Genomic DNA, 23,665 nt, shown 5'->3' on the forward strand with positions numbered 1-23,665 from the left:
AGTGCGCGTGTCAAAGGCTGGGCGGCTCGTCGTCCTCGTCTCCGGCTCTGGAACCAACCTACAGGCCCTTCTGGACGCTTCCGCCGACCCGGCGTACGGGGCGGAGGTCGTCGCCGTCGGAGCCGACCGCGACGGCATCGAAGGACTGGCCCGCGCGACCAGGGCAGGTGTGCCGACTTTCGTGGAGAAACTGGGCGACTACCCGACGCGGGCGGAGTGGGACGAGGCGATCGCCGCCCGGATCTCCTCCTACGAGCCCGACCTCGTGGTGTCGGCCGGCTTCATGAAGATCCTCGGCGCGCCGACGCTGGAAGCCCACCCGGTGCTCAACACCCATCCCGCGCTGCTGCCGTCGTTCCCCGGCGCCCACGGCGTGCGCGACGCGCTGGCGCACGGGGTGAAGGTGACGGGCTGCACGGTGATGCTGGCCGACGCGGGCGTCGACTCGGGGCCGATCATCGCGCAGGAGGCCGTGCCGGTGCTGCCCGACGACGACGAGGCGGTGCTGCACGAGCGCATCAAGGTCGTCGAGCGCCGCCTGCTCGTGGAGATCGTCGGCCGGATGGCCCGTGAGGGCTGGACGGTCAGCGGACGCATGGTCCGCATCGGCAACGCAAGAGGAGAGGAATCCAAGTGACACGCATCGCCATCCGGCGCGCGCTGATCGCGGTGTACGACAAGTCCGGCCTGGAGGAGCTGGCCAGGGCTCTCGACGGCGCGGGCGTGGAGATCGTTTCCACGGGCGGCACCGCCGCCGCGATCGCGTCCTACGGCGTGCCCGTGACGAAGGTCGAGCAGCTCACCGGGTTCCCCGAGTGCCTCGACGGCCGGGTCAAGACCCTGCACCCGCGCGTCCACGCCGGGCTGCTGGCCGACCTCACCAAGCCGCACCACGTGGCCCAGCTCGAGGAGCTGGAGATCGACCCGTTCCAGCTCGTCGTGGTCAACCTCTACCCGTTCCAGCAGACGGTCGCCTCGGGCGCGAGCGACGCCGAGTGCGTGGAGCAGATCGACATCGGCGGCCCGGCGATGATCCGCGGCGCCGCCAAGAACCACAGCACGTGCGCGGTCGTGGTGGACCCCTCCTTCTACGGCGGCGTCCTCGACGCGCTCGCCCAGGGCGGCTTCACGCTGGAGGAGCGCCGCCGGCTGGCCGGCCTCGCCTACTCCCACACCGCCTCCTACGACGTGGCCGTGGCCAACTGGTTCGCGGCCACCGCGGCCGAGAGCGGCGACGCCTGGCCCTCGTTCGCCGGCGAGACCTGGACGCTGAAGACCTCGCTGCGCTACGGCGAGAACCCGCACCAGCGCGCGGCCCTCTACACCGAGGGCGAGGGCGGCCTGGCCAACGCCGAGCAGCTCCACGGCAAGGAGATGTCCTACAACAACTACCTCGACGCCAGTGCGGCCTGGCGCGCGGCCTGGGACTTCTCCGAGCCCGCCGTGGCGATCATCAAGCACCAGAACCCGTGCGGCATCGCGGTGGGCGCCGACGTGGCCGAGGCGCACCGCAAGGCCCACGCCAGCGACCCGGTGTCGGCGTACGGCGGCGTGATCGCGGTCAACGGCGAGGTCACGGCCGAGCTGGCGGGCCAGATCGCGGAGATCTTCACCGAGGTCGTCGTCGCGCCCGCGTTCGCCGAGGAGGCGCTCGCGGTGCTGACGCAGAAGAAGAACATCCGCCTGCTGCTGTGCCCGCAGGGCCCGTCGCGGCCCACCGAGTGGCGCCAGATCGACGGCGGCCTGCTCGTGCAGACCGTGGACAAGGTCGACGCGCCCGGCGACGCGCCCGAGAGCTGGGAGCTGAAGGCGGGCGCGCCCGCCTCGCCCGAGGTGCTGGCCGACCTGGCCTTCGCCTGGCGGGCCTCCCGCTCGGTCAAGTCCAACGCCATCCTGCTGGCCTCCGGCGAGGCGACCGTGGGCATTGGCATGGGACAGGTCAACCGGGTCGACTCCTGCCGCCTCGCGGTGACCCGCGCCGGTGAGCGCGCCGCCGGATCGGTCGCGGCCTCCGACGCGTACTTCCCGTTCGCGGACGGCCTCGAAGTGCTGATCGCGGCCGGGGTCAAGGCGGTCGTCGAGCCCGGCGGATCCATCCGTGACCAGGAGGTCGTCGACGCCGCGGAGAAGGCGGGCATCACGCTCTACTTCACCGGAACGCGCCACTTCTTCCACTGAACCAGGTCAGAAGGGCTCCGAGCACGGGGCGCGGGCGGTTACCCTGTGGTCCCCGCCTCAAACCTCGCCTCGGAGTGCCCCTATGGCCTTGCTCGACTCGATCCTGTACGCCTTCGTGACGTTGAACGGCCTGTCGACGAGCCCCTTCGTGCTGATCGCGCTGGCGTTCGTGGGCGCCTACCTCGGCGCGCGGCTCGTCGAGGTCATCCCGTACACGCGCAGGATCATCGAGCGGCGCAACGCCGCCACCGGCGAGGCCGAGTAACTCCCGGCCCCGCCGACGGGCTCAGCCCGTCGCGCCGTAGTGGTCCCACGCGAGCCGGGCCGCGCCCGCCAGCGCGGCCCGCACACCCAGCGTGGTCGGCTGCACCTCCACGGCCCGCACGAACGCCAGCCCGGCGACCTCGTCGAGCGCGCGATCCAGCGGCTCGAACAGCACCGGCCCGGCCGCCGACACGCCGCCACCGATGACCACCCTGGTCACCTCGACGGCGGCGGCCGTGGAGGCGATCATCCCGGCCAGCGCCCGCGCGCCCCGCTCGAACGCCGCCACCGGCACCGGCTCGCCCCTCGCGGCGCCGGCGGCCAGGGTCCGCGCGTCGGCGGGCTCGCCCTCGGGCGCCTGCCAGCCGTTGGCCAGCGCCCAGCGCGCCAGGTTGGGGCCGCTGGCGTAACGCTCGACGCAGCCGCGTCCGCCGCATTCGCACAGCTCGCCGTACGGGTCGATGGTCATGTGACCGACGTGCCCGGCGTTGCCGGTCGGGCCGAGCAGCGGCGCGCCGTCGATCACCAGTCCGCCGCCGATGCCGGTGGACACCACGATGCCCAGCAACGCGGAGCTGCCCCGCCCGGAGCCGAGCCAGTGCTCCCCCAGCGCGAAGCACTGGGCGTCGCCCGCGAGCACCGCCGGCGCCCCGGTCAGTTGCCGCACCTCGTCACGCAGCGGGAACCCGCGCCAGCTCGGCATGTTCACGGGGCTGACCGTGCCGTCGGCGAGGTTGATCGGCCCGGCGCAGCCGATGCCGACCGCGAGCGGCGCCGGGCCGTCGCCGACGACCTCGCCGATCAGCCCGGCCAGGGCGGCCATGACCTCGGTACGCGGCGTCGGCCGGGTCGCGGAGCGGGCTGCGGAGCCGTCGGCGTCCACCAGCGCGGCGGCCAGCTTGGTGCCGCCGATGTCGATCGCGAGGACGCGGCCCATCAGTGCCGGCGGAGGGTGTCGGGCCGGCGGGGGGCGCGGGGGTGGTCGAGTCCGGGCACGAGTCGGATCCTTTCGGCGCGCTGGTCGAGCCACCGGGTGAACGCGTGGCGGCGGCCGGCTCCGCTGTGGGCGAGGCCGTCGCGTCCCGGTGGGTTCGGGTGGTGAACGGGTGGTTGGCGAGCGTCACACTATGCCGTCCGCCGCTCGATGACAACGATGTCAACCGGTGCCCCCCGGCTTGCCGAACTCCCGCCTCGACATGGAAGGATGGGTTGGCATGAGCGCAGTGAAACTCGACGGCAAGGCCACCGCCGCCCGCATCAAGACAGACCTCACCAAGCGGGTGGCCGCGCTCAAGGAGCGAGGTGTCACGCCCGGCCTCGGCACCGTCCTCGTCGGCGACGACCCCGGCAGCCAGATCTACGTCGCGGGCAAGCACCGCGACTGCGCCGAGGTCGGCATCGCCTCCATCCGCGTCGACCTGCCCGAGACCGCCACGCAGGCCGACGTCGAGGCCGCCATCGACGAGCTCAACGCCTCGCCCGCCTGCACCGGCTACATCGTCCAGCTCCCGCTGCCCAAGCACCTCGACACGATGGCGCTGCTGGAGCGCATGGACCCGGCCAAGGACGCCGACGGCCTGCACCCGGTCAACCTCGGCCGGCTCGTCCACATGGTCGACGCTCCGCTGCCCTGCACGCCCCACGGCATCGTGCTGCTCCTGCAGGAGTACGGCGTGCCCATCAAGGGCGCCGAGGTGGCCGTGGTGGGCCGCGGCATCACCGTGGGCCGCTCGCTCGGCCTGCTGCTCACCCGCCGCAGCGAGAACGCCACCGTGACCCTCTGCCACACCGGCACCCAGGACCTCGCGGGCCATGTCCGCCGGGCCGACATCGTCGTCGCCGCGGCCGGCGTCCCCGACCTCATCACCCGCGACATGGTCAAGCCCGGCGCGGCCGTCCTCGACGTGGGCGTCTCCCGCGTCAACGGCAAGATCGCCGGCGACGTGGCGGCGGACGTCGAGGAGGTGGCGGGCTTCCTCACCCCGAACCCGGGCGGCGTGGGGCCGATGACGCGCGCGCTGCTGCTGTCCAACGTGGTGGAGGCCGCCGAGAAGGCCCTCGCGTAGGTCCAGGGCTTAAAGGCTTCAGGCTTCAGGCTTCACGGCAAGGCCCTCACGAAGGGGCGCTTCGCGCAAAGGGCTCGGACAGCGCATCCCAGGGGGCATCACGCCCCCTTCGACCCCCCCCCAAAGGCATGGCCCTCGCTCCGCTCGGACGTTCCGAGCGGGGCTCCGCCCCGCACCCCGACCGGGGGCCTCCCGGCCCCCGGACCCCCGGCCCCAGCCCGGAGGGCGCCCGATGGATCACCACAGCGCGCAGCACTCGGTCAGCGTGGCAGGTGTGATCATTGACGACCAGGGCCGCGCACTCCTCACGCAACGCCGCGACAACGGCCACTGGGAAGCCCCTGGCGGCGTCCTGGAACGTGACGAGGACATCACCACGGGCCTCCTCCGCGAGATCCATGAAGAAACCGGCCTGGATGTCGAACCCGTCGGCCTGACCGGTGTCTACAAGAACATGACCCGCGGCATCGTCGCCCTGGTCTTCCGCTGCAAGGTCATCGGCGGCCGGCTCACCGAGACCGACGAGACCCGCGCCTTCCGTTGGGTCACGGAGAAAGAGGTCCGGGAGCTCGCGTCCGAGGCATTCGCCGTCCGGGTCCTTGATGCCATGCACCATGTCCAGGTGCCTGCCATCCGCAGCCACGACGGCATTCGTCTGCTCTGACCGGGATGGCGCTACGAGCGAGTCAGGGTCTCAACCGCGTCGTCCCGCCGCTGGCCTGAGCCTTGTGTGCCGGCGGCGCGGGGCCGTGGAAGCTTGTGAGAAGCGGGTGAATCAGCTGGCGGCGTAGTCGGACAAAGCGGGTTCCAGCAGGTCGAAGGCTTGGGTGGCTTCGGCGGCGATGATGTCGGCGATCTGGTGGTTGGGGTGTCCGGCGATCGTGAGGGTCTGGATGCGCTGGAACAGCACGCGGTGGACGCCGCCCAGCAGGCCGGCGACGGTCTGGACGGTGATGTCGCCGGGCTGCGCGCCGGTCGCCTCGGCGAGCGCCCCCGCCAGGTGGTGTTCGCGCTGGTCGTGCAGGCCTCGTAGGCAGACGGTCAGGGTCGGGCTGTCGGCGATCATGCGGGCGAACTCCTGACCGGAGAACCCGGCGACCGGGTCCTGGGCGGCTACGGCGTCGGCGAATGCGCGGCGCAGCGCGGCCAGCGCCGATTCCCCCGGGTGCCGAGTTGCGACGGTGCGGGCCAGGGAGGCGGCGAACTCCTCCTGGTGATCCAGGGTCAGGTCTTCCTTGCGGGCGAAGTAGTTGGTGACGGTCTTCTTGGCGACCCGGGCGGCGGTGGCGATCTCGGCGATGGTCGTCTGCTCGAACCCCTGGGCGATGAACAGCCGGGTCGCGTGGTCGGAGATGAGCTGCCGGGTCTCCTGCTTCTTGGTCTCGCGGAGCCCGGTGGCGGGGGCGGCGGTCTGAGTAGCCATGACGAAATCTTACCCTGGTAGCATCTTTATGTTGACACTCTTCGCGACTCCAGGCTAAATTTACGTCCGTCGTAAATTTGCGACGATGGAACGCCAGTCCGAAGGGGACGCTCATGCGCCGGCACACCCACGACCTCGCCCCCGTGCCCCAGCCTCAGCAGCCGCAGCGACTCCCGCTGCGCGGCGGCGCCGAACTGCGGCGGCCGCCGTCGGAGCACCGCGTCCGTACGCGGCAGCAGACCCAGGCGGCCCGCATCGTCCCCCGCCGCCGCAGCTACTGACCCGCACCGCGCCCCACCGCACCAGCCGCCGCACCTCAAGGAGACCCGTGCAGTTCACTGCCTCCACCATCTCGCTGACCGTCGACGACGTCACCGCCTCGCAGGAGTTCTTCACCACCCACCTGGGCTACGCGGGCCAGCAGGCCGCCGACGGCTTCGCTTCCCTCGCGCGGCCCGACGCCTTCGACGTCGTCCTGCTCGCCCGCGGCATCCAGGTGCTGCCGCCCGAGCAGCGCGACCAGCGCGCCGGCGGCCTGATCCTGGCGTTCACCCTCGCCGAAGGCCTGGACGAGCAGGAGAAGCGGCTGCGCGACGCCGGAGTCGAGATCACCATGCCGCTGCGCGAGGAGCCCTGGGGCGAACGCCTGTTCCAGATCGCCGACCCGAACGGCGTGATCATCCAGTTCGTCGAATGGGCCGCTGTCGACAACGGCTGAGCCTCTTCCGGAGAGTCCAGGACGGCCGGTGGAGCCTTCCGCTCCATCGGCCGGTTCAGGAGTGCCGGTAAGAAACGCCGAGCCGAGCTCGCCCGCGAACGCGTGACTCCGCCTGCAATCACCGCACCAAAAAGGGTGTCACCATGTCCACCGCGAACCACCAAGCCAGGAACGGCCAATCCCATGACAGAGCGCACCATCAAAGCCGGATTCGAGATCGTGAAGTTCGAGGAGTCCGTGTACGAGGAGCCCGCTGAGGGTCCGAAGCTGACTCGAGTCAGGATTCACAAGCGCTACCAGGGCGCGATCGACGGCACAGGCGTCGCCGAGGTGCTCACCGCGCAGGGTACGGCGGGCGGCGGCTACGTGGCCTCCGAAAGAATCGAGGGCACGCTGGACGGCCGGCGCGGCACCTTCGTCATCCAGCACGGCGGCCTGGCCGACGGGCCCGACCAGTCCAGCTACGGAAGCATCGTCCCCCATTCCGGGACCGGGGGGCTGGCCGGGATCTCCGGTCAGGCGATGGAGTTCGAGTTCCAGGTGCTCACGCTCATCTACACGCTGTGACGCCTCGGGGCGCCGGACTCCATCGCGACCCGGCGCCGCCCCCCGAAGGCATGGCCCTCGCTCCGCTCGGACGTCCCGAGCGGGGCTCCGCCCCGCACCCCGACCGGTGGCCTGCCGGCCCCCGGCCCCCGGCCTCGGCCATGGACCGGTCAGGGGCCTCCGTACCCCCATCGCGTGGGCCTGGGCCGCAGCATGAGTGCGTTTGCGCCAGGCGTGCTGACCTGGCCCGCGTCAATGGTCACCCCATCGAGGTAACCGATTGGTCAAGGCCCCCGCACACCGTTGCGAGGTCGCATACCACCGCGAGATGGCCGGGCTCCGCCTGACAGCGCGTCATCCCCTTCGTCTTCTTCGCGGTGAGTTCGTCCACGACACGCTGCCCGCGCTCCACCTGGCTCAACCAACTCTCGAACTGGCCGACGAGACCGGAAGGGACCGCCTGGGGCGGTCCACGAAGACGGCGTGCCAGAGCCATCCGCCGGCCGATCCCCCCGCGAGCGTCCATGCCATCACCCCTGTGTCAGTCGTCCCCCCACAACGGCGCCTGCATGACGCGTTCACCCGTCCGAATACGAAACTGATGTTGCGTAATTCTTGAGACGCCTGTAGCGTCTATTTCGCTACCTCGGTAGCGGAATGGGAGGACAAGATGACACCTCGCGGACGCCCGCGTGACACGGAGGTGGACGAGCGTGTGCTGCGCATCGCCGCCGCCCTGATCTTCGAGCGCGGCTACGCAGGCCTGTCCATCGACGAGGTGGCCGAGCAGGCGGGCGTGGCCAAGACCACGCTGTACCGTCGCTGGCCGACCAAGGATCACTTGGCCGTCGCGGTGGTGGCCCGGCTGCAGGCCGACCACGAGATCACCGAGACCGGCGACATCCGAGCCGACCTCGTCGACAACCTGGACAAGATCGCCGCCGCGCTCAACCGCATGCGCGCCGCGGGCGGCCGCGAAAGCCCGTCCGCGGGGGTCGCCGGCGAGCTCGTGGCGGCCGCGGCCCGGCACGAGGACATCGGCAGGCTGGCCCGCGAGCAGTACGCCGCGCGCAACGCCCTCGGGCTCGCCCTGATCGAGCGGGCACGCGTGCGCGGCGAGCTGCGCGCCGACGTGGACGCCGAGGCGCTGTTCGACCAGCTGGCCGGCGCCCTCTACTACCGAGTACTGATCACAGGAGCGCCGGTCGACCGAGCCTACGCCGAACGGCTCGTGGCCTCCGCGCTCGAAGGGAGCCTGGCATGTCAATGATCGTAGAAACGGCCGTCGTCCGCGAGATCGACGCCGAGACCATCATCTCGCCCACAGCCACCGGACGACTGCTGCTCGACTCCAGCGACACCGGCGGCGCGCTGAGCACCATCAGGATGACGCTCGCCGAAGGCGCGGACGGCGCCGTGCCCCACCACCACGCCACCTCGACCGAGCTGTTCTACATCCTGGCGGGCAAGGCCCGCGTCCTGGCGGGCGAGGAGATCGTGACCTTGGAGGCGGGTGACGTGGCGGCCGTGCCCCCGCTGACGCCCCACGCCTTCGCCGCCGCCCCCGGCCACACCGCCGACCTCCTCGTCATCGTCGCCCCCGGCATCCAGCGCTTCGAGTACTTCCGCCTGCTCGACCGCCTGCGCAGGGGCGAGGCCACTCTCGACGAACTGCTGGCCTCTCAGGAGCTGTACGACAACCACTTCCTCGACAGTCCTGTCTGGACACGCGACCGCCAGGCGTCCTGACCCCCCACCAGCATCAAGGGAGCTGCTTGATGTCCGCAAAACTGCCCTCTCGTACCACGATCGGTACTGTTCTCGCTTTCGTCGGCGCCCTGTTCATCGGCTATGTCGGGGTGAATTACCTGCTGGCTCCCGAATCCATGGCGCCCAACTTCGGCCTGCCGAGCTGGCCGCACGGCGAAGGTGCGGGGTTCCTTGCCGTCAAGGGAGCCCGGGACCTGGCGTCCGGCCTGGTGATCCTCACGGTCCTGGTGACAGGCAACCGCCGCGTCCTGGGGTGGGTCATGCTGGCTACGGCGCTCACCCCGATCGGCGACATGTTCATCGTGCTGCTCTCCGGCGGAAGTGCCGCGACCGCCTTCAGCGTGCACGGCGCCACTGCCGCGGCGGTCATCCTCGCCGGCGGCCTCCTGCTCGGCGGTTCCCGGACCCCGTCGCCGCAACCCGTCGTCTGACGGCCGACCCGACAGCGCGGATTCCGGCGGCGGCTTTGGGCCCGCGGTGCTACGAAGCGCCGGAGACGGTCGCCGCTCGGGAGCCGGAGATTTGCGATGTCGTCTGCGTGGCGGAGGCGCCTGCGCACACGGCCGCGGCCCGGGTGACACCGTCGGGAGTACTTCCGGTGCTGTAGCGGCGCGGAATCTACGGTGGTGGGAGTAGCGCGTACCGTCTCCGGCCGTACGACGACGGCGGCAAGCGTGGGCGGCGAGGATCGAGGCTCACCTGATCCGCTGGTGAACGCAGGGCCTCTCTCACTCCAAGGAAGCTTCATGGGCATCGGCTCCGAGCGCGACCTCGCCGACTTTCTGATCACCTACACCCGGGACATGGCGGTCTCCGACGAGGAGCCCGGCGCGATCCTCGACCGCTACTTCGTTCCGGACTTCGAGTACTGCAACGACGGGCTCGTGATCGACCGGCAGCGCATGATCGATCATGTCCGCCCTGTCCGTAAGAATGTCGACAAAGAGGCGATGACCGCTGACGGCTGGTCTGGTGTCGAGATCCACGAGGCGCTGGTCTCGGGTGACCGGATCGCGGCCAGATGGACCTTGCGTACCACGTTGCGCAAGGGCAAGACCTTCGCGGCGGAGATCTACATGTTCGGCCACCTGGCGGCAGACGGTCGGATCCGTCGGATCGACCAGATCAGCAAGCAGTTGGAAGCGGCGCAGTAGCCAGGTCGGTCGAGGGACCGCCAAGGGCGGCGGACCCCTCGGTGCGGTGACGCCGGTGCGATCAGTGGTTCCGCGCGCTCGGGCGCGTCGCGAGGGTGGTGATGAAGGTGGCGATCTCGTCGGGGTTCTCTTCGGCCATGAAGTGTCCGGATGTGGTCGGCTGGTAGGTCAGGTCCGGCGCCCAGGCCCGCCACAGCGATGCGGCGTCGAAGCCGAGCTGGGAGCCCCAGTCCTGCGAGATGACGCCGACCGGCATCGCGAGCTGCGCGCCACGCTCACGGTCGGCTCGATCCATCTCGAGATCGATGCTCGCGCTGGCCCGGTAGTCGGCCACGATGGAGTCGATCGCGGCGGCCGAGCTGTCGATGTAGTAGGCGCGCTCCTCACGGGTGAAAGTCGTGCCGCTGGGGTCCCATGCGTCCAGGAAGGAGCCGAAGAACTCCGGAGCGACTGCGCGGATCATCTTCTCGGGAAGCCCGATGGGCTGAGCCATCAGGTACAGGTGCCAGGCGATCTTGGCGTCGACTCCCCGCAGAACGGCCCACGTGTCGAGGGTGGGCAGGACGTCGAGGATCCCCAGGTGGTCCACGACGGCGGGGTGGTCCAATCCTGCGCGGACGGCGACCAGCGCGCCGCGGTCGTGCCCGACGAGCCCGAAGTGGTCCACGCCGAGGGCGGACGCGACCGTCACGATGTCCTGAGCCATCGTGCGCTTGGAGTACGTGGCGGGGTCACTCCCGTCCGGCTTGTCGCTGTCGCCGTATCCGCGCAGGTCGGGGACGATGACCGTGTGGTCGTCAGCGAGCCTCGCAGCGACGTGGCGCCACATGTAGTGGGTCTGCGGGAACCCGTGCAGCAGGACCACTGCCGGCCCGCTCCCGCCGACGGCGACGTTGAGGTTGACGCCGTCGGCGCCGGGGACGGTCCGGTAGTCGAAGCCGCTGATCGTCAGTCGGGTGGTCATGCGTTCTCCTTCGTGTCAGGCGCGGCGATCTCATGGCCGGCGGGGGCCGGGTGGCCGGAGAAGATCCCGGCGGGCAGGGGGGCCCGCCCGGCCGAGGCCTTCAGGGCTGGGATGACGATGGTGTCGACGAGTGCGGACAGGTACTCCTCGTCGACTGCGAGGTCGTTGACCCGTCGCAGCAGGAGGGCGGCGCCGACCACCTCCTCGAAGGCGAATGGATCCGCGCCGTCGGGCAGCTCGCCGCGTGCGATCGCGGCGTCGATGACCTGTCGCGGCAACCGAGCTCCTGTCGGGCCGACGGCGTTCTCGATGGCCTCGCACAGGTCCGGGTCCTCCAGACCCGCCTGCAAGAGCAGCATCGCGGTCTGACTGTCCGCGGCGCGCATGGTCTGGTCCAGGCGCCGGCACAGGCTCAACACGTCCCCGCGCAGGGTGCCCGTGTCGATCGGCTCGCCGGCCTCGCGCTGTGCGGGCCCGGCCTTGACCGCGGCGATCACCATCTCCCGCTTGGACGCCCACCGTCGATACAGGCTCGCCTTGGATGTCTGGCACCGTCGGGCGACCTCCTCGAAGGACACCCCCTCGTAACCGGACTCCGCCAGCACCTCCAGTACGACAGCAGTGATCCGCTGATCCAGAGCCGCGTCACGGGGACGGCCGCGCGCCGCCCCCTCGACATTATTCCGATACGTCACGCCCCGTATCGTAATACACAGAACCAGGTCGTGGTTCCGAACCCTGTCGCGCGCGCCGGATTGTCAGTGCACGGACCTACGCTCTTCCCCATGCCGACATCCGCCATCCCCGCGTCCCTGGCCTATGCCGATGCCGATGCCCGCCTGGGCGGCGCGTTGTCCGCCGTGTTCGAGGGTGCGGGAGCGTCGCCCGGCTACGACGAGGTGCTGTTCTTCGACGGCGACCTCACCCTCGACGGGGATTTCCTGGACGCCGTCAACGAACTGCGCGGCGGCGACGCCGAGGGCGACGTCGAGTTGATCGTGGTCACCGGCGACCTGAAGGTCACCGGCCCGATCGCGCTCTATGAGGACAGGCCCGGCCTGTACGTCGGCGGTCACACCGCGGCCGAGACCCTGGAGGGTGGCGAAGCGGAGATCTACATCCACGACGGCGCCTTCACCTACCTGGTCTACGGCTGGTACAACCACGGCTCTTTGCGGACCGGGATCGTCGATACCCCATGGGTGATCGACTACGACCACGCCATGGACGTGTACGCCCCAGGCGGGCGCTGGGTGAACAATTACGACGATGACGAGGACGCCGACTTCGCCGTCGGCGACAGCATCGTCGAGGCGTTCGTGCCCGAGGTCGTCGACGCGGAGGGCCGCTGCCTGGACGTCGACGCGTTCCTCAACCGGCTGCGGGCCGGGCTGCCGGTCCTGCGGCCCGGAGCCCGGACGGCGGCCGAGTCGGCGAGTGACGGCGTCGTCCGGGCGCGCCCGGCCGAATGAAGCCATCCAGGTACGGCGGCTAGATGAGGATGACGCGGCGGCCGCGTGTGTGGCCGGCGCGGCTGTCGATGTGCGCCTTCGCGGCTTCGGCCAGCGTGTACGTCCTGTCGACCGGGATGTGGAGCTTCCTCCGCGCGATGAGCGCGGTGGCCTCGGCGAGTGCTTCCGGCACGCTTCCGGCCTCGCCGGAGAATCGGACGCCGAACCGCGGCGCGTTGAGGTCGGCGATGGAGACGACCTTCTGCGGGTCCCGGGTCAGCTCCAGGAGTTCGGGAATCACGCCGGAGCCGGCGAGATCGAGGGCCGCGTCGACGGGACCGAGCCGGCGCACTCTGTCGACCCAGCCGGGGCCGTAGGTCGTGGCGAGGGCGCCGAGGCTGCGTAGATAGTCCTGGTTCGCCGCCCCGGCCGTGCCGATCACCTTGATGCCACGGTCGCGGGCTATCTGCAGCACCGCGGACCCGACTCCGCCTGAGGCGCCACTGACAAGGAGCGTCTGCCCGGGCTGGACGCCGACCTGACCGATGACGCGCAGCGCGGTCTCCACCACGGAGGGATACCCGGCCGCCTCTTCGAAGGACAGGCCGTCGGGCATCCGAGCCCAGGCCGAGAGCGCGGCGAACTCGGCGTAGGTGTCAGTGCCTTCGCCGAACACGCGGTCGCCGATGCCGAACCCCTCGACGCCCTCCCCGATCTCGTCGACCACTCCTGAGGCGTCCAGTCCGACCCCGGCGGGCAGCCGGACCGGATGGGCCTTGAGGATCTGGCCTTCCCGGATTCTCCAGTCGACGGGGTTCACGCCTGCCGCCCGGACCGCGATGCGTACCTGACCAGGGCCCGCGTGGGGTTCCTCGGCCTCGATGACGTGCAGGACGTCCGGACCACCGAACTCGGTGAAGCTCACTTTCTTCATGCGGCAGACCGTAACACTAACGGTTAGCATTTTGAAACGGTTGTGTTCTCGCATCTGGTAGTGTTATCGCATGATCGAGCAGCTCGGACGCCGCGAGCGCAAGAAGGCCGCAACCCGGCAGAAGATCGCCGACACCGCTCTGCGGCTGTTCGCCGAGCGCGGCTACGACGCGGTGGGCATCCGCGAGGTGGCCGCCGGGGCCGACGTGGCCGTGACCACGCTCTTCTCCCACTTCAGCTCGAAGGAGGCCCTGGTCTTCGAGCAGGACGAGGACTTCGAGCAGCGCCTCGTGCGGGCGGTCACCGACCGCCAGGCGCACGAGGCGCTCATCCCCGCCCTGCGCCGCGAGATCCACGCCATGGTGCGGCACTGCACGGCGGACGGCGCCGCCCCGCTGTGGCGCATGATCGAGGAATCACCGGCGCTGCGGCAGTACGAGGAGTCGATGAGACAGCGCCACGCCCGGTCGCTGGCCGCGGCCATCGCCGCCGACCTGAACCTGCCGCGGGCCACGCCGATCTGCAGCGCGATCGCCCGCTTCGTGGTCGACGCCTTCTCGGTCGCCCGCGAGGCGGACGACCCGCGAACCGCGGTGGACGAGATCTTCCGCATGATCGAGGCGGCTTGGGCGGTCGCTGGTGCCACTCCACCTGCGCGGGAGAGCTCTCCGGCCTCGCGGTGAGTCCGTCCACGGGCGGGCCGAGATACCGCCCGGCCTCGCCTGGACCGGCGGCTTCATGATCACTCGTTCGCCCACCACCTCACGTCTGCTGAGGGGACGACATGCGCGTCTCGTCGGTCACCGGGGGAAGGGAGAGGGTTCACCCGTGCGGGGGAGCCCTGGCCGAGGTGGCTCGGAGACGCTGGGGTCATGGTGAGTGAGCGAACCGAAGTGCCTGTCCCGCGTTGGGCCGTCCGGGCCGCCTACGCGTCCGCGCTGTCGGCGACGATCGGGTTCGTACCGCTGCACGCGGTATGGGCGGCGGGGGTTCCCCTCTGGGCTGACGCGGGCAAGTTCCGGCACTGGTACGCGGAAGGCGGCGGTCCCTACCTCTTCGTCCTCTGCGCCGCGGCGGTGCTGGCCGGAGTCCTGGCGCTGAGCCTGGTGCGACCATGGGGCCGGGTCTTCCCGCGATGGGTGCCGCTGGTCTCCGGGCGCAGGGTGCCGCGCCGGACGCTTTCCGGCACGGCGTTCGCGGTGTCGGTCTTCCTGCTCGGGTACACGGCATGGGCCGCGTGGCAGACGGCCGGCGACTTCAGCGAAGTCGGCATCTTCAGTCCGTGGATCGTCGTCTACGGGATTCCGCAGTTCCTGGTCTGGGGCATCGGCCTGTTGCTCGCCGCCTGGTCGTACCACGCCCGGAGCGGTCCCGGCCGCGGTGCCGGTGTCCTGCGCTCCGCCTGACAGCACGAACCTGCCGGACGGGCGGAGCCGACCCATAGACTCAGCCTCCCGTCCGTACTGTCTGGGAGAGCCATGACGAGCAGGTTCACCGAGTTGGTCATCGACTGCCACGATCCGGAACGGCTCGCGGCCTTCTGGTGCGCGGTCCTGGACTTCAAGGTGATCGACCGCGGCGAGGACAGCGTCGAGATCGGCTCGTGGGAGCCGACCGTCGAGGAGGTCGTGGCCCGCCAGATGCCGCCCACCCTGATGTTCATCCGGGTGCCCGAGGGCAAGTCCGTGAAGAACCGGCTCCACCTCGACGTCAGCCCGATCGACCGCAGTACCGAAGACGAGGTGGCCAGGCTGCTCGATCTCGGCGCCGCCAAGGTGGACGTGGGCCAGGGCCCCAGCCGGAGCTGGGTGGTCATGGCCGATCCCGAGGGCAACGAGTTCGATGTCGTGCGCACCCTGCACCGTCCGACTGCCTGACCTGTCCTAAGGGGTGGAGCGGAGCCCTGCCGCGCAGGGTTCGGCCCCTTCGTTACCTTCTGGCTCCCGGGCCCGTCATACGAGCGACGGCCGGACATGCCCACGGTCGTCGGACGACAACGCGATGGGAGACCAGGATGCTGACGAACATCATGTACGTGACGGTCAATGTCACCGATCAGGACCGCGCCCTGCGGTTCTACACCGAAGGGCTCGGTCTGCAGAAGCGCGTCGACTACCCCGGGCCGGAAGGACGCTTCCTCACGGTGGGCGTCCCCGACAGCCCGGTCGAGATCATCCTCTGGTCGCCTGCGCCGGCCGCGGGACAGTCGGCCGCTGGACAGCCGGGCGGGAAGCGGCCGGGCGCCGCCCCCGGTCCGCTCATCCTCGAGTCGGACGACCTGAGGAAGGATTTCGAGGTGTTCCGCCGGCGAGGCGTGACCTTCGATCGGCCCGAACCGGAGGACTACCCGTTCGGCGTTCGCATCGAGGCCGTGGATCCGGACGGCAACCTGATCTCGCTGCGCCAGCAGCGCCGCCGCAACCGTGCCGACGGCTGACCGATGACCGGCACCAGCCGGACGGACCTGCTGGCCGAGGCGTTCGAGGCCCACCGTGACCGGCTGAGCGCGGTCGCCTACCGCGTGCTCGGATCGCACGCCGACGCCGAGGACGTGGTCCAGGAGACCTGGATGCGGCTCGCCCGCCAGGACGCGACGGCCATCGAGAACCTGGCGGGCTGGCTGACCACGGTGGTCGGCCGGATCAGCCTGGACGTCCTGCGCTCCCGCCGGACCCGCCCGGAGGCCTCCTACGGCGACGGGTTGTCCGAGCTCGTGATCACGGTCGACCACGGCGCCGAGCTGGAGGAGACCGCGGCGCTCGCCGACTCGGTGGGGCTCGCGCTGCTCGTCGTCCTGGACTCGCTCAGGCCCAGCGAGCGGCTGGCGTTCGTGCTGCACGACCTGTTCGCGGTGCCGTTCGCCGAGATCGGCCAGATCCTCGGCAAGTCCGCCGACGCCACCAAGATGATCGCCAGCCGCGCCCGCCGGAAGGTACGGGCGACCGAGCGGCCGGCGACCGTCGGACCGGAACAACGACAGGTCGTCGAAGCCTTCCGCGCGGCAGCCTCGGGCGGGGACTTCGAGGCGCTGCTGCGCGTGCTCGACCCGGACGTGAGGCTCACCGTCGACACTCCGGGCGGGCGGGTCGTCACCCTCGGCGCCACCGCGGTGGCCTCCGGCGCGAGGATGCTCGCGGGCGCTGTCGCACGTCATCGAGCGGTGCTCGTCAACGGCTTGCCGGGGTACGTGTCGTGGCGCGAGGACGGCACCCCGCTCTCGATCATCTCGTTCACGGTCGCCGACGGCCGAATCGCCGCCATCGCGATCGTGGCCGATCCCGCCAGGCTCGCATCGACGCACCTGCCGGACCCCGCTGAGCCGGGATGAGCCGGGATGAGCCGGGGTCGCGGTGATGCCGTCGCCTGCTTGACGCTCCGCTTGCCGTGGTCGAGACGGCGTGGCCCTTGCTTCAGTCCCCCGGCGCCGCGTGCAGGGCCGTGAAGGCAAGGAGGAGAGCGGCGGTCGCCTCCGGGTCCTCCACGATGGGCGTGTGCCCGATGCCGGGCAGCAGCTCGACCGTCGCGTCCGGGACGACCAGGTAGTCGGCGGCGGACGAGGAGCGCCATCTGCGGTCGTCCGCGCCGAAGATCACCAGCAGTGGCTTGCCGAGGACCTTCAGCCGGTCCGGGAGCGACCGCTGCTCCAGGTAGGGCAGGGGCGCCCGCATCGTCGCGGCGAACGTGCCGAAGGACATGCCGCGCACGTGGTCCACGAACCGCTGGGGCAACTCGAAGCCCGCCCGGCTGAAACCGGTGGCCGTCAGCAGGCGGATCTGCTCGTCGGACGGCGGCCACCGCGCCGGATCCACGGCGCCGGACTCCTGGGGGATGAAGGCGGCCATGCCGGGCCCGGTGTTGACGAGCGCGAGCGCGGTCACCAGGTCGGGCCGTCGCTCGGCGAGGGCGGTGGCGACATAGCCGCCGCTGGAGTGGCCGGCCACCACGGCGTGCTCGACGCCGAGCCGGTCCAGGGCCTCGCCGACCCGGCGTCCCTGGTCCGGCGGCGCGTAGCCGCCGTCGGCCGGTGCGGCTGAGCGGCCGTGTCCGGGCAGGTCGACGCGGATGACGCGATGGGACTCGGTCAGCAGCGGGACCAGCAGGTCCCACGAGCCGGCCCAGGAGGCGGTCCCGTGGATGAGCAGGAGCGCGGGCGCGTCGCGGGGGCCGTCCTGGTGGACGTGGAGGTCGCCGTCGTCCAGGGGGAGGGTCGTGCTCTCGGTGTTCGGGGAAAGGGTCATGGGGACACTGTCGCCGCGGGTGCGGGCCCGTGGATTGGACGAATGTTCCCCTCGGCCGGTGTCACTTTCCGCAGTGGACGTCCCGGGCTTACCGGTGGGCTGCGGGTGCCGGCCCGCGGCGCGCCGCACGGACCGGCCTCGCGCAGCCGCCGGTCAGCCGAGCTGCGTCGGGTCGTGCACCGGGACGCACGGCTCGACAGGGCCCTGGATCACCGTCGCGTTGAGCTGCGACTTGACGGGGCCCTTCGGGTTCTCGGTGAACTCCAGCGCCACCGTCTGGCCCTTCCCGACATAGCGGGGATCGATGAGGAAACTCTTCGGCCCGGGCCGGGCGACCTTGTAGTGCACGGACTCGCGCCACTCCTCCGGGGTGTCGTATCCGCCGCCGACGAGCTCGCCCCGGTCGTTCTGGCACTTCGTGTAGGGCTTGAGGTACGTGACGTCGGCGGTCACGCCCAGCTCCTTGAGGTCCTGCTCCAGCTGGTCGGCGTCCCTGAACTCCTTGAGCTCCACCGTGATGGTGCCGTTGGCGTTCTTGCTCACCGCGTACGCCGGCTCGGCCCCGGTCAGCAGCGGCACCGCCACCGCCGTCACGGCCGCCACCGCGGCCACCGCCGCCCCCGCGAGCAGGCGGCGGCCGACGCGGCGGCTGCGTTCGTTCCGCGCGGTCATCTCGGCCTTGAGGTCCATCAGCAACTGCTCCTCGAATCTCATCGTGGGATTCCTTCCATGACGAAGGGCAGGTCGCGAAGCGTCTTGCGGGCGCGGTGCAGCCGCACCATGGCGGTCCCCGGCCGGATTCCCAGCGCTACCGCCGCCTCCGACGGCGTGAGCTGCTCCAGAACCACCAGCTCCAGGACAGCGCGCTCCCCGTCGGGTAATCCGGCCATGGCCTCGAAGGCCGCCCTGGCGGGCCGTTCCGCGTCGATCTGCTCCTCCAGCCGGGACAGGTCGTTGCCGTCGAGCGGACGCCGCCCGCTCACCCGATGGGTGAGCTCGGACTCCCGCAGCGCCCGCCGTCGCTCGGCCGACAGCGTGTTGCGCGCGACGCCGTACAGCCACGCGATCTCGCTGCCCTTGCCCGGGCGGTACGTGTGCGCCGAGTCGAACACCGCGAGGAACACGTCGGCCGCCAGGTCGGCGACCGTGTGCGGGTCGTCGACCCGGCGGGACAGGAAACGCGTGACAGCGTCGATGTGCCGCCGGTAGAAGGCTTCGAACGCCACGGGGTCGGTGGCGAGCTTCCCCCGTCTGAGACGCACCGGCCTTGCTCCCTTCGTCGATCTACACCAGTACTTGGTGAGAACCGCCCGAAGGCTTACAGAGCAACGCGCTGGGCAGCGCGCGGAGGGCCTCCGGGACCGCTCGTAGCGGCTCGTAGCATGGGGGCGTGCGGACGTTCGTGCACGGCGAGGCGGTGTGGGACGTCGCGTGCCCGGACAGGCCCAGCCGGGTGGCCGGTGTCACCATGGCGGGGTTCGGCGTCCGTGACCTCGCCGCGCTGCGGATGGTCCCGCACCCGGCCGTGATGCTGCTGCTGGAGTTCGGGGCGGGTACGCCCGTCATGGACCATGCCGCCGGGCAGCGGCGGGGGAGCGTCGTCGCCGGGCCCGGGATCGGTTCCGGAGGAGGGCTCTGGGCGCGGGGTGAGAACGTCGAGTGCGTGCAGGTGCGCCTGTCCCCGGTGATCGCCCGCGCGGTGCTGGGCGTCGCCCCCGCCGACCTCGACGGCGCGGTGGTGGCCCTCGACGACCTGTGGGGGCGGGAGGCGTCGCGGATCCGCGAGCGGCTGGAGAGCGTCCCGTCGTGGCAGGATCGCTTCGCGGTGACGGACGCGCTGCTCGCCCGCCGCCACGACGCGGGACCGTCGGTGGACCCGGAGGTGGCCTGGGCCTGGCGCCGGATCGTCGTCAGCCGCGGGCTGCTCCGGGTGGACGCGCTGGCGGCGGAGGTCGGATGGAGCCGCAAACGCCTGTGGTCCCGGTTCTGTTCGCAGCTCGGCCTGCCGCCCAAGCGCGCCGCGAAGCTGGTCCGCTTCGACCACGCCGCCCACCGCCTGGTCGCGGGCGAGGGTCCGGCCCGGGTCGCGGCCGACGCCGGTTACGCCGACCAGTCGCACCTGCACCGGGACGTCGTGGCGTTCGCCGGTATGACCCCGGCGGCCGTGGCCGGCGAGCCGTTCCTGGCGGTGGACGACATCGCCTGGCCCCGCCGCGGAGCGTCCCCCGAGCCGTGAGGCCGCGTCAGCGCCGCTGGGTGCGGAGGTGGATGCGCTCGCCCTGTTTGCCGAAGAGGCTGAGCACCTCGACGCTGCCGCGTCCGGCGGCGCCGAACCAGTGCGGGATCTGGCAGTCGAACTCGGCCGCCTCTCCCGCTCCCATGACGAAGTCGTGCTCGCCCAGCTTGACGCGCAGCCGCCCGCGCAGCACGTACAGCCACTCGTGGCCGGCGTGGGTGCGCAGGTGGGGCTCCTCGTCGTGCGCCGGGATGATCATCTTGTACGCGCGCGGCTCTCCCTGCTGCCGCGACAACGGGATCAGCACGCGGCCGTCCTTGCTGGTGGGCTCCTGCGGCACGCGCGGGTCGACGATCCGGGGCGCGGCCACGATCTCGTCGAAGGGGATGCCCAGGGCCGCGGTGATCGGCAGGAGCAGTTCGAGGCTCGGCTTGCGCTGAGCCGACTCCAGCCGGGACAGCGTGCTGGTCGAGATGCCGGTGGCGCGGGCGAGGTCGGCCAGGCTGACGCCCTTCCTCTCGCGGGCGCGCCGCAGCCGGGGAGCGATCTGCTCGATCACGGCGCCGACGGTGGGTTGCTGCTCGTCCATGGGACGCAGTCAACCAATGCGTCCCGGAAACGGCAACGAACTTTGTCGATTCCGGTCCATCCTCGCGATGCTCCCGGTGGAGGTGGTCCGAGTGGACACGACAACAGATCCGATGTGGGACGCGATCATCGTCGGCGGTGGGGCCGCCGGCCTGACCGCCGGGGTCGTGCTGGCGCGAGCACGGTTCACGACCCTGGTCGTCGACGGCGGTGAGCCCCGGAACGGGCCCGCCGGCCACATGCACGGCTACCTGACCCGGGACGGCATGGCGCCGAAGGAGTTCGTCGCGACGGGGCAGGACGAGTTCGTCCGTTACGGCGGGACGCTCGTGCGGGCGTCGGTGACCGGCGCCCGGCGCGGCCAGGACGGCACGTTCGAGCTGCGGCTCGACGACGACCGCGTGCTGCGCGCCCGGTCGGTGCTGGTCGCGACGGGGCTGAGTGACGAACTGCCGGACATCCCGGGGCTGTCGGAGCGGTGGGCGTCCGAGGTGCACCACTGCCCGCACTGCCATGGCCACGAGGTCCGGGGGCGGGCCGTCGCCGTGATCGGCGGGGCGAGGGCGGCGGTGTCGGCGCACCTGGCCGCGCTGATGCGCCGCCACAGCTCCTCGGTGACGTTCTGCGTCAACGACGCCGAGGTCGGCGCCGCCGAGCGGCGGCGGCTGACGGCGTACGGGGTGCGCGTGATCGACGGGCGTGTGATCCGGGTCGCGGGGAACGACGGCACCGCGTACGACGACCCGGTCGTGATCGAGCTCGACGGCGGCCGGACGGTCGCCTGCGAGGCCGTGTTCGTGGCGCCTCGGCCCGTGCCGCACGACGCGATCCTGACCGCGCTCGGGGCGGCCGAGGACCCGGTCAGCGGGCTCGTCGCCGTCGATCCCCACGGCGCCACGGACGTCCCCGGGCTCTGGGCGGCCGGGAACGTGGTCAACCCCCGGGCGCAGGTCGTCAGCGCCGCGGGCGCCGGCTCGGCCGCCGCCATCGCCATGTCTGCCTGGCTGCTCGAACGGGAGCTGTCCGCCGCCGTCCAGGCCGGGGGGCTCGACGCCGGGGGAGCGCTCTGATGGCCGGGACCACCACCACGCGGACGTCCCGGGATGTTTCCTCAGACCGGTTGCCCGCCGGCGTGTACCTGCTCGGGTTCAGCCTGTTCGCGATGGGGACCGCGGAGTTCCTGCTGGCCGGGGTCCTGCCGGCGGTGGCCGCCGACCTGGACGTCACGCTGTCCTCGGCCGGGTTCCTGATCACCGCGTTCGCGCTGGGCGTCGTGGTCGGCGGGCCGCCGTTCGCCGTGCTCAGCCTGCGGTGGCCGCGCCGCACCGCGCTGGTGGCGACCCAGGGACTGTTCGCCGCCGCCATCGTCGCCGGACTGCTCGGCGGGTACGAGGTGCTGCTGCTGACGAGGATGGTGTCGGGCATCGCCTACGCGGGCTTCTTCGCCGTCGCGTCGGTGACCGCGATCAGCCTGGTGACGCCGGACCGGAACGCCCGCGCCTCCGGGGTCGTGGTCAGCGGGCTCAGCGTGGCGATGGTCGCCGGTGGTCCCGCGGGCACGCTGCTCAGCCACTTCACCGAGTGGCGCGGCGGGTTCTGGGCCGTCGTGGCGCTGACGGCCGCGGGGATCGCCGGCTGTCTCCTCGGGCTCCCCGCCGCCGACCGGCCGTCCGAGCCGAGTGCCGCGTGCGAGCCCGCCACGACGCCGAGCGTCGCCCGCGAGCCCGCCACGACGCCGAGCGTCGCCCGCGAGCCCGCCACGACGCCGAGCGTCGCGCGGGAGCTCGCCGCGATGCGGCGACCGCTCCTCTGGGGCATCTACGCGATCACGATCCTGACCACCGCCGCGTACATGATCTCCTTCAACTACCTGGCGGCCATGCTCGCCGACATCACCGCGGTCCCGGAGGTCTGGGTCCCCGCGATCCTCGCGCTGTTCGGGGTCGGCGCCTTCGTCGGCCTGTCCATCGGCGGGCGCGTCGCCGACCGGCGTCCCCATCTCGCGCTGCTCGCCGGCGCGGCGGCGATCGTGGTCCTGTCGGTCGTGCTGGCCGTCGTGATGCGGCAGGTCTGGGCGGTGGTGCCCACGGTCTTCCTGATCGGCGTCGCCGCGTTCGTGCTCAACCCCGCCCTCTACGGACGCGTCTTCGCCATCGCGGCGGACGCGCCGACCCTCGCCGGGGCGACCACCGTGTCGGCGTTCCAGCTCGGCATCAGCATCACCCCCGTCGTGGCCGCCGTCTCGCTCACGCGGGGCGCCTCCCTCACGTCGGTCTGCCTGATCGGGGCCGGCCTCGCCGTGGCCGCCGTGCCGTTCATCCTCCTCGATCGGGCACGGCTCCGTCAGGGCAGGTGAGCCCCCGGGGTGTGGCCGAAGGCGCGGCGGAAGACGTCGATGAACGCGCTCGCCGACGACCAGCCGCACCGGTGCGCCACGGTCGTCACCGGGGTCTTCTCGGCCAGCAGGACCAGGGCGTGGTACAGGCGCAACTGGGTGCGCCACTGCGGGAACGTCATGCCGAGGTCGCTCCTGAAGAGCCGTGACAGGGTGCGGTCGCTCGCCCCCACCTGCTTGCCCAGGGCGGCGAGCGTGCGGTCGTCGGCGGGGTCGGCGCGCAGGATGTCGCACAGCGCCTTCAGCCGCGGCGCGGTCGGGGCGGGCAGGTGCACGGGCTGCTGGGGCGAGGCCCGCAACTGGTCGAGCAGGACCGCGCGCAGGCGTCCGCGCTCGGGGCTGTCGTCGTCCGGGGCGCGGGTGTAGGCGAGGATCAGCTCGCGCAGCAGCGGGCCCACGGTCAGCACCGTCGGCGCGTCCAGGCCGAGCGGGTTGTCGCCCGGCGGCAGGCCGACGAAGTGGAGTTCGAGCTCGCCGTGGGCCCGGTGGGCGTGCACGGTGCCGGCGGGCACCCAGATGGCGCGGGTCGCCGGGGCGATCCACGAGCCCGCGTCGGTCGTGATGGCCAGCACCCCGCGCGCGGCGTAGACGATCTGGTGGTCGTCGTGACGGTGCGCGTCGATGGCCGCCCCTGGCGCCAGCCACCGGGCGTGGGTGGGCGCGGTGGGCTGATGGCGGATGTTCGTCATCACATGGCAGGTTATCGGAAGTACGACACCCCGCCTCCGGGCGAGCATGGCG

At 71.5% G+C, this 23,665-nt stretch carries 31 protein-coding genes; 21 read left to right on the forward strand and 10 right to left on the reverse strand.

All coding sequences use genetic code 11. The features are described 5' to 3' along the window. Positions 1–7 precede the first annotated feature (7 nt). The 3 genes from purN (at position 8) to HT134_RS11870 (ending at position 2,443) form a co-directional block, all read left to right on the forward strand. Positions 8–637: a phosphoribosylglycinamide formyltransferase gene (gene purN / locus HT134_RS11860; RefSeq protein ID WP_312888087.1), complete on the forward strand. Its 630-nt coding sequence runs from the start codon at positions 8–10 to the stop codon at positions 635–637. After that, a complete protein-coding gene (purH, locus tag HT134_RS11865; RefSeq protein ID WP_175600415.1) occupies positions 634–2,178 on the forward strand; it encodes a bifunctional phosphoribosylaminoimidazolecarboxamide formyltransferase/IMP cyclohydrolase in 1,545 nt (514 codons plus the stop codon). The genes purN and purH overlap by 4 nt, the downstream gene beginning before the upstream one ends. An 82-nt stretch (positions 2,179–2,260) precedes the next feature. Then, complete coding sequence (locus tag HT134_RS11870) at positions 2,261–2,443, forward strand: hypothetical protein (protein WP_175600296.1); 183 nt, start codon at positions 2,261–2,263, stop codon at positions 2,441–2,443. Between the two features lie 21 nt (positions 2,444–2,464). Here the strand turns inward: HT134_RS11870 and HT134_RS11875 are convergent, their stop codons facing one another. After that, on the reverse strand, positions 2,465–3,379 hold the full coding sequence (locus HT134_RS11875) for an ROK family protein (RefSeq protein ID WP_175600416.1): 915 nt from the start codon (positions 3,377–3,379) through the stop codon (positions 2,465–2,467). 277 nt (positions 3,380–3,656) lie between these two features. On the opposite strand from HT134_RS11875, the gene HT134_RS11880 reads away from it, so the two are divergent. Then, complete coding sequence (locus HT134_RS11880; RefSeq protein WP_175600417.1) at positions 3,657–4,508, forward strand: bifunctional methylenetetrahydrofolate dehydrogenase/methenyltetrahydrofolate cyclohydrolase; 852 nt, start codon at positions 3,657–3,659, stop codon at positions 4,506–4,508. A 232-nt stretch (positions 4,509–4,740) separates the two neighbouring features. Then, on the forward strand, positions 4,741–5,172 hold the full coding sequence (locus HT134_RS11885) for an NUDIX hydrolase (protein WP_175600418.1): 432 nt from the start codon (positions 4,741–4,743) through the stop codon (positions 5,170–5,172). A 111-nt stretch (positions 5,173–5,283) separates the two neighbouring features. Here the strand turns inward: HT134_RS11885 and HT134_RS11890 are convergent, their stop codons facing one another. Further along, positions 5,284–5,931: a TetR/AcrR family transcriptional regulator gene (locus HT134_RS11890; protein ID WP_175600419.1), complete on the reverse strand. Its 648-nt coding sequence runs from the start codon at positions 5,929–5,931 to the stop codon at positions 5,284–5,286. A gap of 113 nt (positions 5,932–6,044) precedes the next feature. Between HT134_RS11890 and HT134_RS11895 the strand changes: the two genes are divergently transcribed. From HT134_RS11895 to HT134_RS11925, 7 genes are all read left to right on the forward strand, one after another. Continuing rightward, on the forward strand, positions 6,045–6,212 hold the full coding sequence (locus tag HT134_RS11895) for a hypothetical protein (protein WP_175600420.1): 168 nt from the start codon (positions 6,045–6,047) through the stop codon (positions 6,210–6,212). Between the two features lie 47 nt (positions 6,213–6,259). After that, positions 6,260–6,649 (forward strand): VOC family protein, encoded by a 390-nt coding sequence (locus HT134_RS11900; RefSeq protein WP_175600421.1) that lies wholly within the window; start codon positions 6,260–6,262, stop codon positions 6,647–6,649. Positions 6,650–6,832: 183 nt separating this feature from the next. Next, positions 6,833–7,216 (forward strand): DUF3224 domain-containing protein, encoded by a 384-nt coding sequence (locus HT134_RS11905; RefSeq protein WP_175600422.1) that lies wholly within the window; start codon positions 6,833–6,835, stop codon positions 7,214–7,216. 649 nt (positions 7,217–7,865) lie between these two features. After that, the gene (locus HT134_RS11910; RefSeq protein ID WP_175600423.1) at positions 7,866–8,465 is read left to right on the forward strand and encodes a TetR/AcrR family transcriptional regulator; all 600 of its coding nucleotides are present in this window, start codon (positions 7,866–7,868) and stop codon (positions 8,463–8,465) included. After that, positions 8,456–8,944 (forward strand): cupin domain-containing protein, encoded by a 489-nt coding sequence (locus HT134_RS11915; RefSeq protein ID WP_175600424.1) that lies wholly within the window; start codon positions 8,456–8,458, stop codon positions 8,942–8,944. The genes HT134_RS11910 and HT134_RS11915 overlap by 10 nt, the downstream gene beginning before the upstream one ends. A gap of 29 nt (positions 8,945–8,973) precedes the next feature. After that, a complete protein-coding gene (locus HT134_RS11920) occupies positions 8,974–9,396 on the forward strand; it encodes a DUF4267 domain-containing protein (protein ID WP_175600425.1) in 423 nt (140 codons plus the stop codon). A gap of 315 nt (positions 9,397–9,711) precedes the next feature. Continuing rightward, positions 9,712–10,119 (forward strand): nuclear transport factor 2-like protein, encoded by a 408-nt coding sequence (locus HT134_RS11925; protein ID WP_175600426.1) that lies wholly within the window; start codon positions 9,712–9,714, stop codon positions 10,117–10,119. 61 nt (positions 10,120–10,180) lie between these two features. On the opposite strand, the gene HT134_RS11930 is transcribed toward HT134_RS11925, so the two are convergent. Then, positions 10,181–11,083, reverse strand: coding sequence for an alpha/beta fold hydrolase (locus tag HT134_RS11930; RefSeq protein ID WP_175600427.1), 903 nt, complete (start codon positions 11,081–11,083; stop codon positions 10,181–10,183). Next, complete coding sequence (locus HT134_RS11935) at positions 11,080–11,688, reverse strand: TetR/AcrR family transcriptional regulator (protein WP_217707790.1); 609 nt, start codon at positions 11,686–11,688, stop codon at positions 11,080–11,082. The genes HT134_RS11930 and HT134_RS11935 overlap by 4 nt, the downstream gene beginning before the upstream one ends. Before the next feature lie 180 nt (positions 11,689–11,868). Between HT134_RS11935 and HT134_RS11940 the strand changes: the two genes are divergently transcribed. Further along, positions 11,869–12,555 carry a hypothetical protein gene (locus tag HT134_RS11940; RefSeq protein WP_175600429.1) on the forward strand — a complete coding sequence of 229 codons (687 nt, stop codon included), beginning with the start codon at positions 11,869–11,871 and terminating at the stop codon, positions 12,553–12,555. Between the two features lie 19 nt (positions 12,556–12,574). Here HT134_RS11940 and HT134_RS11945 read toward each other — a convergent pair whose 3' ends face one another. Further along, positions 12,575–13,468: an NADP-dependent oxidoreductase gene (locus HT134_RS11945; protein WP_175601080.1), complete on the reverse strand. Its 894-nt coding sequence runs from the start codon at positions 13,466–13,468 to the stop codon at positions 12,575–12,577. Between the two features lie 70 nt (positions 13,469–13,538). Between HT134_RS11945 and HT134_RS11950 the strand changes: the two genes are divergently transcribed. From HT134_RS11950 to HT134_RS11970, 5 genes are all read left to right on the forward strand, one after another. Continuing rightward, positions 13,539–14,150: a TetR/AcrR family transcriptional regulator gene (locus HT134_RS11950; RefSeq protein WP_175600430.1), complete on the forward strand. Its 612-nt coding sequence runs from the start codon at positions 13,539–13,541 to the stop codon at positions 14,148–14,150. A 210-nt stretch (positions 14,151–14,360) separates the two neighbouring features. Beyond that, a complete protein-coding gene (locus HT134_RS11955) occupies positions 14,361–14,873 on the forward strand; it encodes a hypothetical protein (RefSeq protein WP_175600431.1) in 513 nt (170 codons plus the stop codon). Between the two features lie 72 nt (positions 14,874–14,945). Continuing rightward, positions 14,946–15,344: a VOC family protein gene (locus HT134_RS11960; protein ID WP_175600432.1), complete on the forward strand. Its 399-nt coding sequence runs from the start codon at positions 14,946–14,948 to the stop codon at positions 15,342–15,344. A gap of 137 nt (positions 15,345–15,481) precedes the next feature. Next, on the forward strand, positions 15,482–15,904 hold the full coding sequence (locus HT134_RS11965; RefSeq protein WP_175600433.1) for a VOC family protein: 423 nt from the start codon (positions 15,482–15,484) through the stop codon (positions 15,902–15,904). A 3-nt stretch (positions 15,905–15,907) separates the two neighbouring features. Continuing rightward, entirely contained in the window at positions 15,908–16,795 is an 888-nt protein-coding gene (locus HT134_RS11970; RefSeq protein ID WP_175600434.1) for a sigma-70 family RNA polymerase sigma factor, read from the forward strand. An 82-nt stretch (positions 16,796–16,877) separates the two neighbouring features. On the opposite strand, the gene HT134_RS11975 is transcribed toward HT134_RS11970, so the two are convergent. The 3 genes from HT134_RS11975 to HT134_RS11985 form a co-directional block, all read right to left on the reverse strand. Then, positions 16,878–17,705, reverse strand: coding sequence for an alpha/beta fold hydrolase (locus HT134_RS11975; RefSeq protein ID WP_175600435.1), 828 nt, complete (start codon positions 17,703–17,705; stop codon positions 16,878–16,880). A gap of 153 nt (positions 17,706–17,858) precedes the next feature. After that, a complete protein-coding gene (locus tag HT134_RS11980; RefSeq protein WP_175600436.1) occupies positions 17,859–18,419 on the reverse strand; it encodes a hypothetical protein in 561 nt (186 codons plus the stop codon). After that, complete coding sequence (locus HT134_RS11985; RefSeq protein WP_175600437.1) at positions 18,416–18,967, reverse strand: RNA polymerase sigma factor; 552 nt, start codon at positions 18,965–18,967, stop codon at positions 18,416–18,418. Before HT134_RS11985 ends, HT134_RS11980 begins: the two co-directional genes overlap by 4 nt. A 128-nt stretch (positions 18,968–19,095) precedes the next feature. Between HT134_RS11985 and HT134_RS11990 the strand changes: the two genes are divergently transcribed. After that, positions 19,096–19,941 carry a helix-turn-helix domain-containing protein gene (locus tag HT134_RS11990; RefSeq protein WP_175600438.1) on the forward strand — a complete coding sequence of 282 codons (846 nt, stop codon included), beginning with the start codon at positions 19,096–19,098 and terminating at the stop codon, positions 19,939–19,941. 7 nt (positions 19,942–19,948) lie between these two features. On the opposite strand, the gene HT134_RS11995 is transcribed toward HT134_RS11990, so the two are convergent. Further along, on the reverse strand, positions 19,949–20,530 hold the full coding sequence (locus HT134_RS11995; RefSeq protein ID WP_175600439.1) for a helix-turn-helix domain-containing protein: 582 nt from the start codon (positions 20,528–20,530) through the stop codon (positions 19,949–19,951). Between the two features lie 91 nt (positions 20,531–20,621). Here HT134_RS11995 and HT134_RS12000 point away from each other — a divergent pair, with 91 nt between their 5' ends. Then, positions 20,622–21,599 carry an NAD(P)/FAD-dependent oxidoreductase gene (locus HT134_RS12000; protein ID WP_312888088.1) on the forward strand — a complete coding sequence of 326 codons (978 nt, stop codon included), beginning with the start codon at positions 20,622–20,624 and terminating at the stop codon, positions 21,597–21,599. 50 nt (positions 21,600–21,649) lie between these two features. Next, a complete protein-coding gene (locus tag HT134_RS12005) occupies positions 21,650–22,885 on the forward strand; it encodes an MFS transporter (RefSeq protein ID WP_246364367.1) in 1,236 nt (411 codons plus the stop codon). Here the strand turns inward: HT134_RS12005 and HT134_RS12010 are convergent. Next, complete coding sequence (locus HT134_RS12010) at positions 22,873–23,613, reverse strand: AraC family transcriptional regulator (RefSeq protein WP_175600441.1); 741 nt, start codon at positions 23,611–23,613, stop codon at positions 22,873–22,875. The two genes, HT134_RS12005 and HT134_RS12010, sit on opposite strands and share 13 nt — an antisense overlap. Positions 23,614–23,665 lie beyond the last annotated feature (52 nt).

The organism is Nonomuraea rhodomycinica (assembly GCF_013363995.1).
Classification (GTDB): domain Bacteria; phylum Actinomycetota; class Actinomycetes; order Streptosporangiales; family Streptosporangiaceae; genus Nonomuraea; species Nonomuraea rhodomycinica.

What these genes read in the sequence shown, in the direction of transcription:
- HT134_RS11890 (WP_175600419.1), bottom strand. Translation starts at nt 5,931, where the DNA reads ATGGCTACTCAGACCGCCGCCCCCGCCACCGGGCTCCGCGAGACCAAG.
- HT134_RS11880 (WP_175600417.1), top strand. Translation starts at nt 3,657, where the DNA reads ATGAGCGCAGTGAAACTCGACGGCAAGGCCACCGCCGCCCGCATCAAG.
- HT134_RS11960 (WP_175600432.1), top strand. Translation starts at nt 14,946, where the DNA reads ATGACGAGCAGGTTCACCGAGTTGGTCATCGACTGCCACGATCCGGAA.
- HT134_RS11975 (WP_175600435.1), bottom strand. Translation starts at nt 17,705, where the DNA reads ATGACCCTTTCCCCGAACACCGAGAGCACGACCCTCCCCCTGGACGAC.
- HT134_RS11915 (WP_175600424.1), top strand. Translation starts at nt 8,456, where the DNA reads ATGTCAATGATCGTAGAAACGGCCGTCGTCCGCGAGATCGACGCCGAG.
- HT134_RS11930 (WP_175600427.1), bottom strand. Translation starts at nt 11,083, where the DNA reads ATGACCACCCGACTGACGATCAGCGGCTTCGACTACCGGACCGTCCCC.
- HT134_RS11885 (WP_175600418.1), top strand. Translation starts at nt 4,741, where the DNA reads ATGGATCACCACAGCGCGCAGCACTCGGTCAGCGTGGCAGGTGTGATC.
- HT134_RS11965 (WP_175600433.1), top strand. Translation starts at nt 15,482, where the DNA reads ATGCTGACGAACATCATGTACGTGACGGTCAATGTCACCGATCAGGAC.
- HT134_RS11905 (WP_175600422.1), top strand. Translation starts at nt 6,833, where the DNA reads ATGACAGAGCGCACCATCAAAGCCGGATTCGAGATCGTGAAGTTCGAG.
- HT134_RS11910 (WP_175600423.1), top strand. Translation starts at nt 7,866, where the DNA reads ATGACACCTCGCGGACGCCCGCGTGACACGGAGGTGGACGAGCGTGTG.
- HT134_RS11945 (WP_175601080.1), bottom strand. Translation starts at nt 13,468, where the DNA reads ATGAAGAAAGTGAGCTTCACCGAGTTCGGTGGTCCGGACGTCCTGCAC.
- HT134_RS11995 (WP_175600439.1), bottom strand. Translation starts at nt 20,530, where the DNA reads ATGGACGAGCAGCAACCCACCGTCGGCGCCGTGATCGAGCAGATCGCT.
- HT134_RS11895 (WP_175600420.1), top strand. Translation starts at nt 6,045, where the DNA reads ATGCGCCGGCACACCCACGACCTCGCCCCCGTGCCCCAGCCTCAGCAG.
- HT134_RS12010 (WP_175600441.1), bottom strand. Translation starts at nt 23,613, where the DNA reads ATGACGAACATCCGCCATCAGCCCACCGCGCCCACCCACGCCCGGTGG.
- HT134_RS11970 (WP_175600434.1), top strand. Translation starts at nt 15,908, where the DNA reads ATGACCGGCACCAGCCGGACGGACCTGCTGGCCGAGGCGTTCGAGGCC.
- HT134_RS11870 (WP_175600296.1), top strand. Translation starts at nt 2,261, where the DNA reads ATGGCCTTGCTCGACTCGATCCTGTACGCCTTCGTGACGTTGAACGGC.
- HT134_RS11875 (WP_175600416.1), bottom strand. Translation starts at nt 3,379, where the DNA reads ATGGGCCGCGTCCTCGCGATCGACATCGGCGGCACCAAGCTGGCCGCC.
- HT134_RS11980 (WP_175600436.1), bottom strand. Translation starts at nt 18,419, where the DNA reads ATGAGATTCGAGGAGCAGTTGCTGATGGACCTCAAGGCCGAGATGACC.
- HT134_RS11925 (WP_175600426.1), top strand. Translation starts at nt 9,712, where the DNA reads ATGGGCATCGGCTCCGAGCGCGACCTCGCCGACTTTCTGATCACCTAC.
- HT134_RS11950 (WP_175600430.1), top strand. Translation starts at nt 13,539, where the DNA reads ATGATCGAGCAGCTCGGACGCCGCGAGCGCAAGAAGGCCGCAACCCGG.
- HT134_RS11940 (WP_175600429.1), top strand. Translation starts at nt 11,869, where the DNA reads ATGCCGACATCCGCCATCCCCGCGTCCCTGGCCTATGCCGATGCCGAT.
- HT134_RS11920 (WP_175600425.1), top strand. Translation starts at nt 8,974, where the DNA reads ATGTCCGCAAAACTGCCCTCTCGTACCACGATCGGTACTGTTCTCGCT.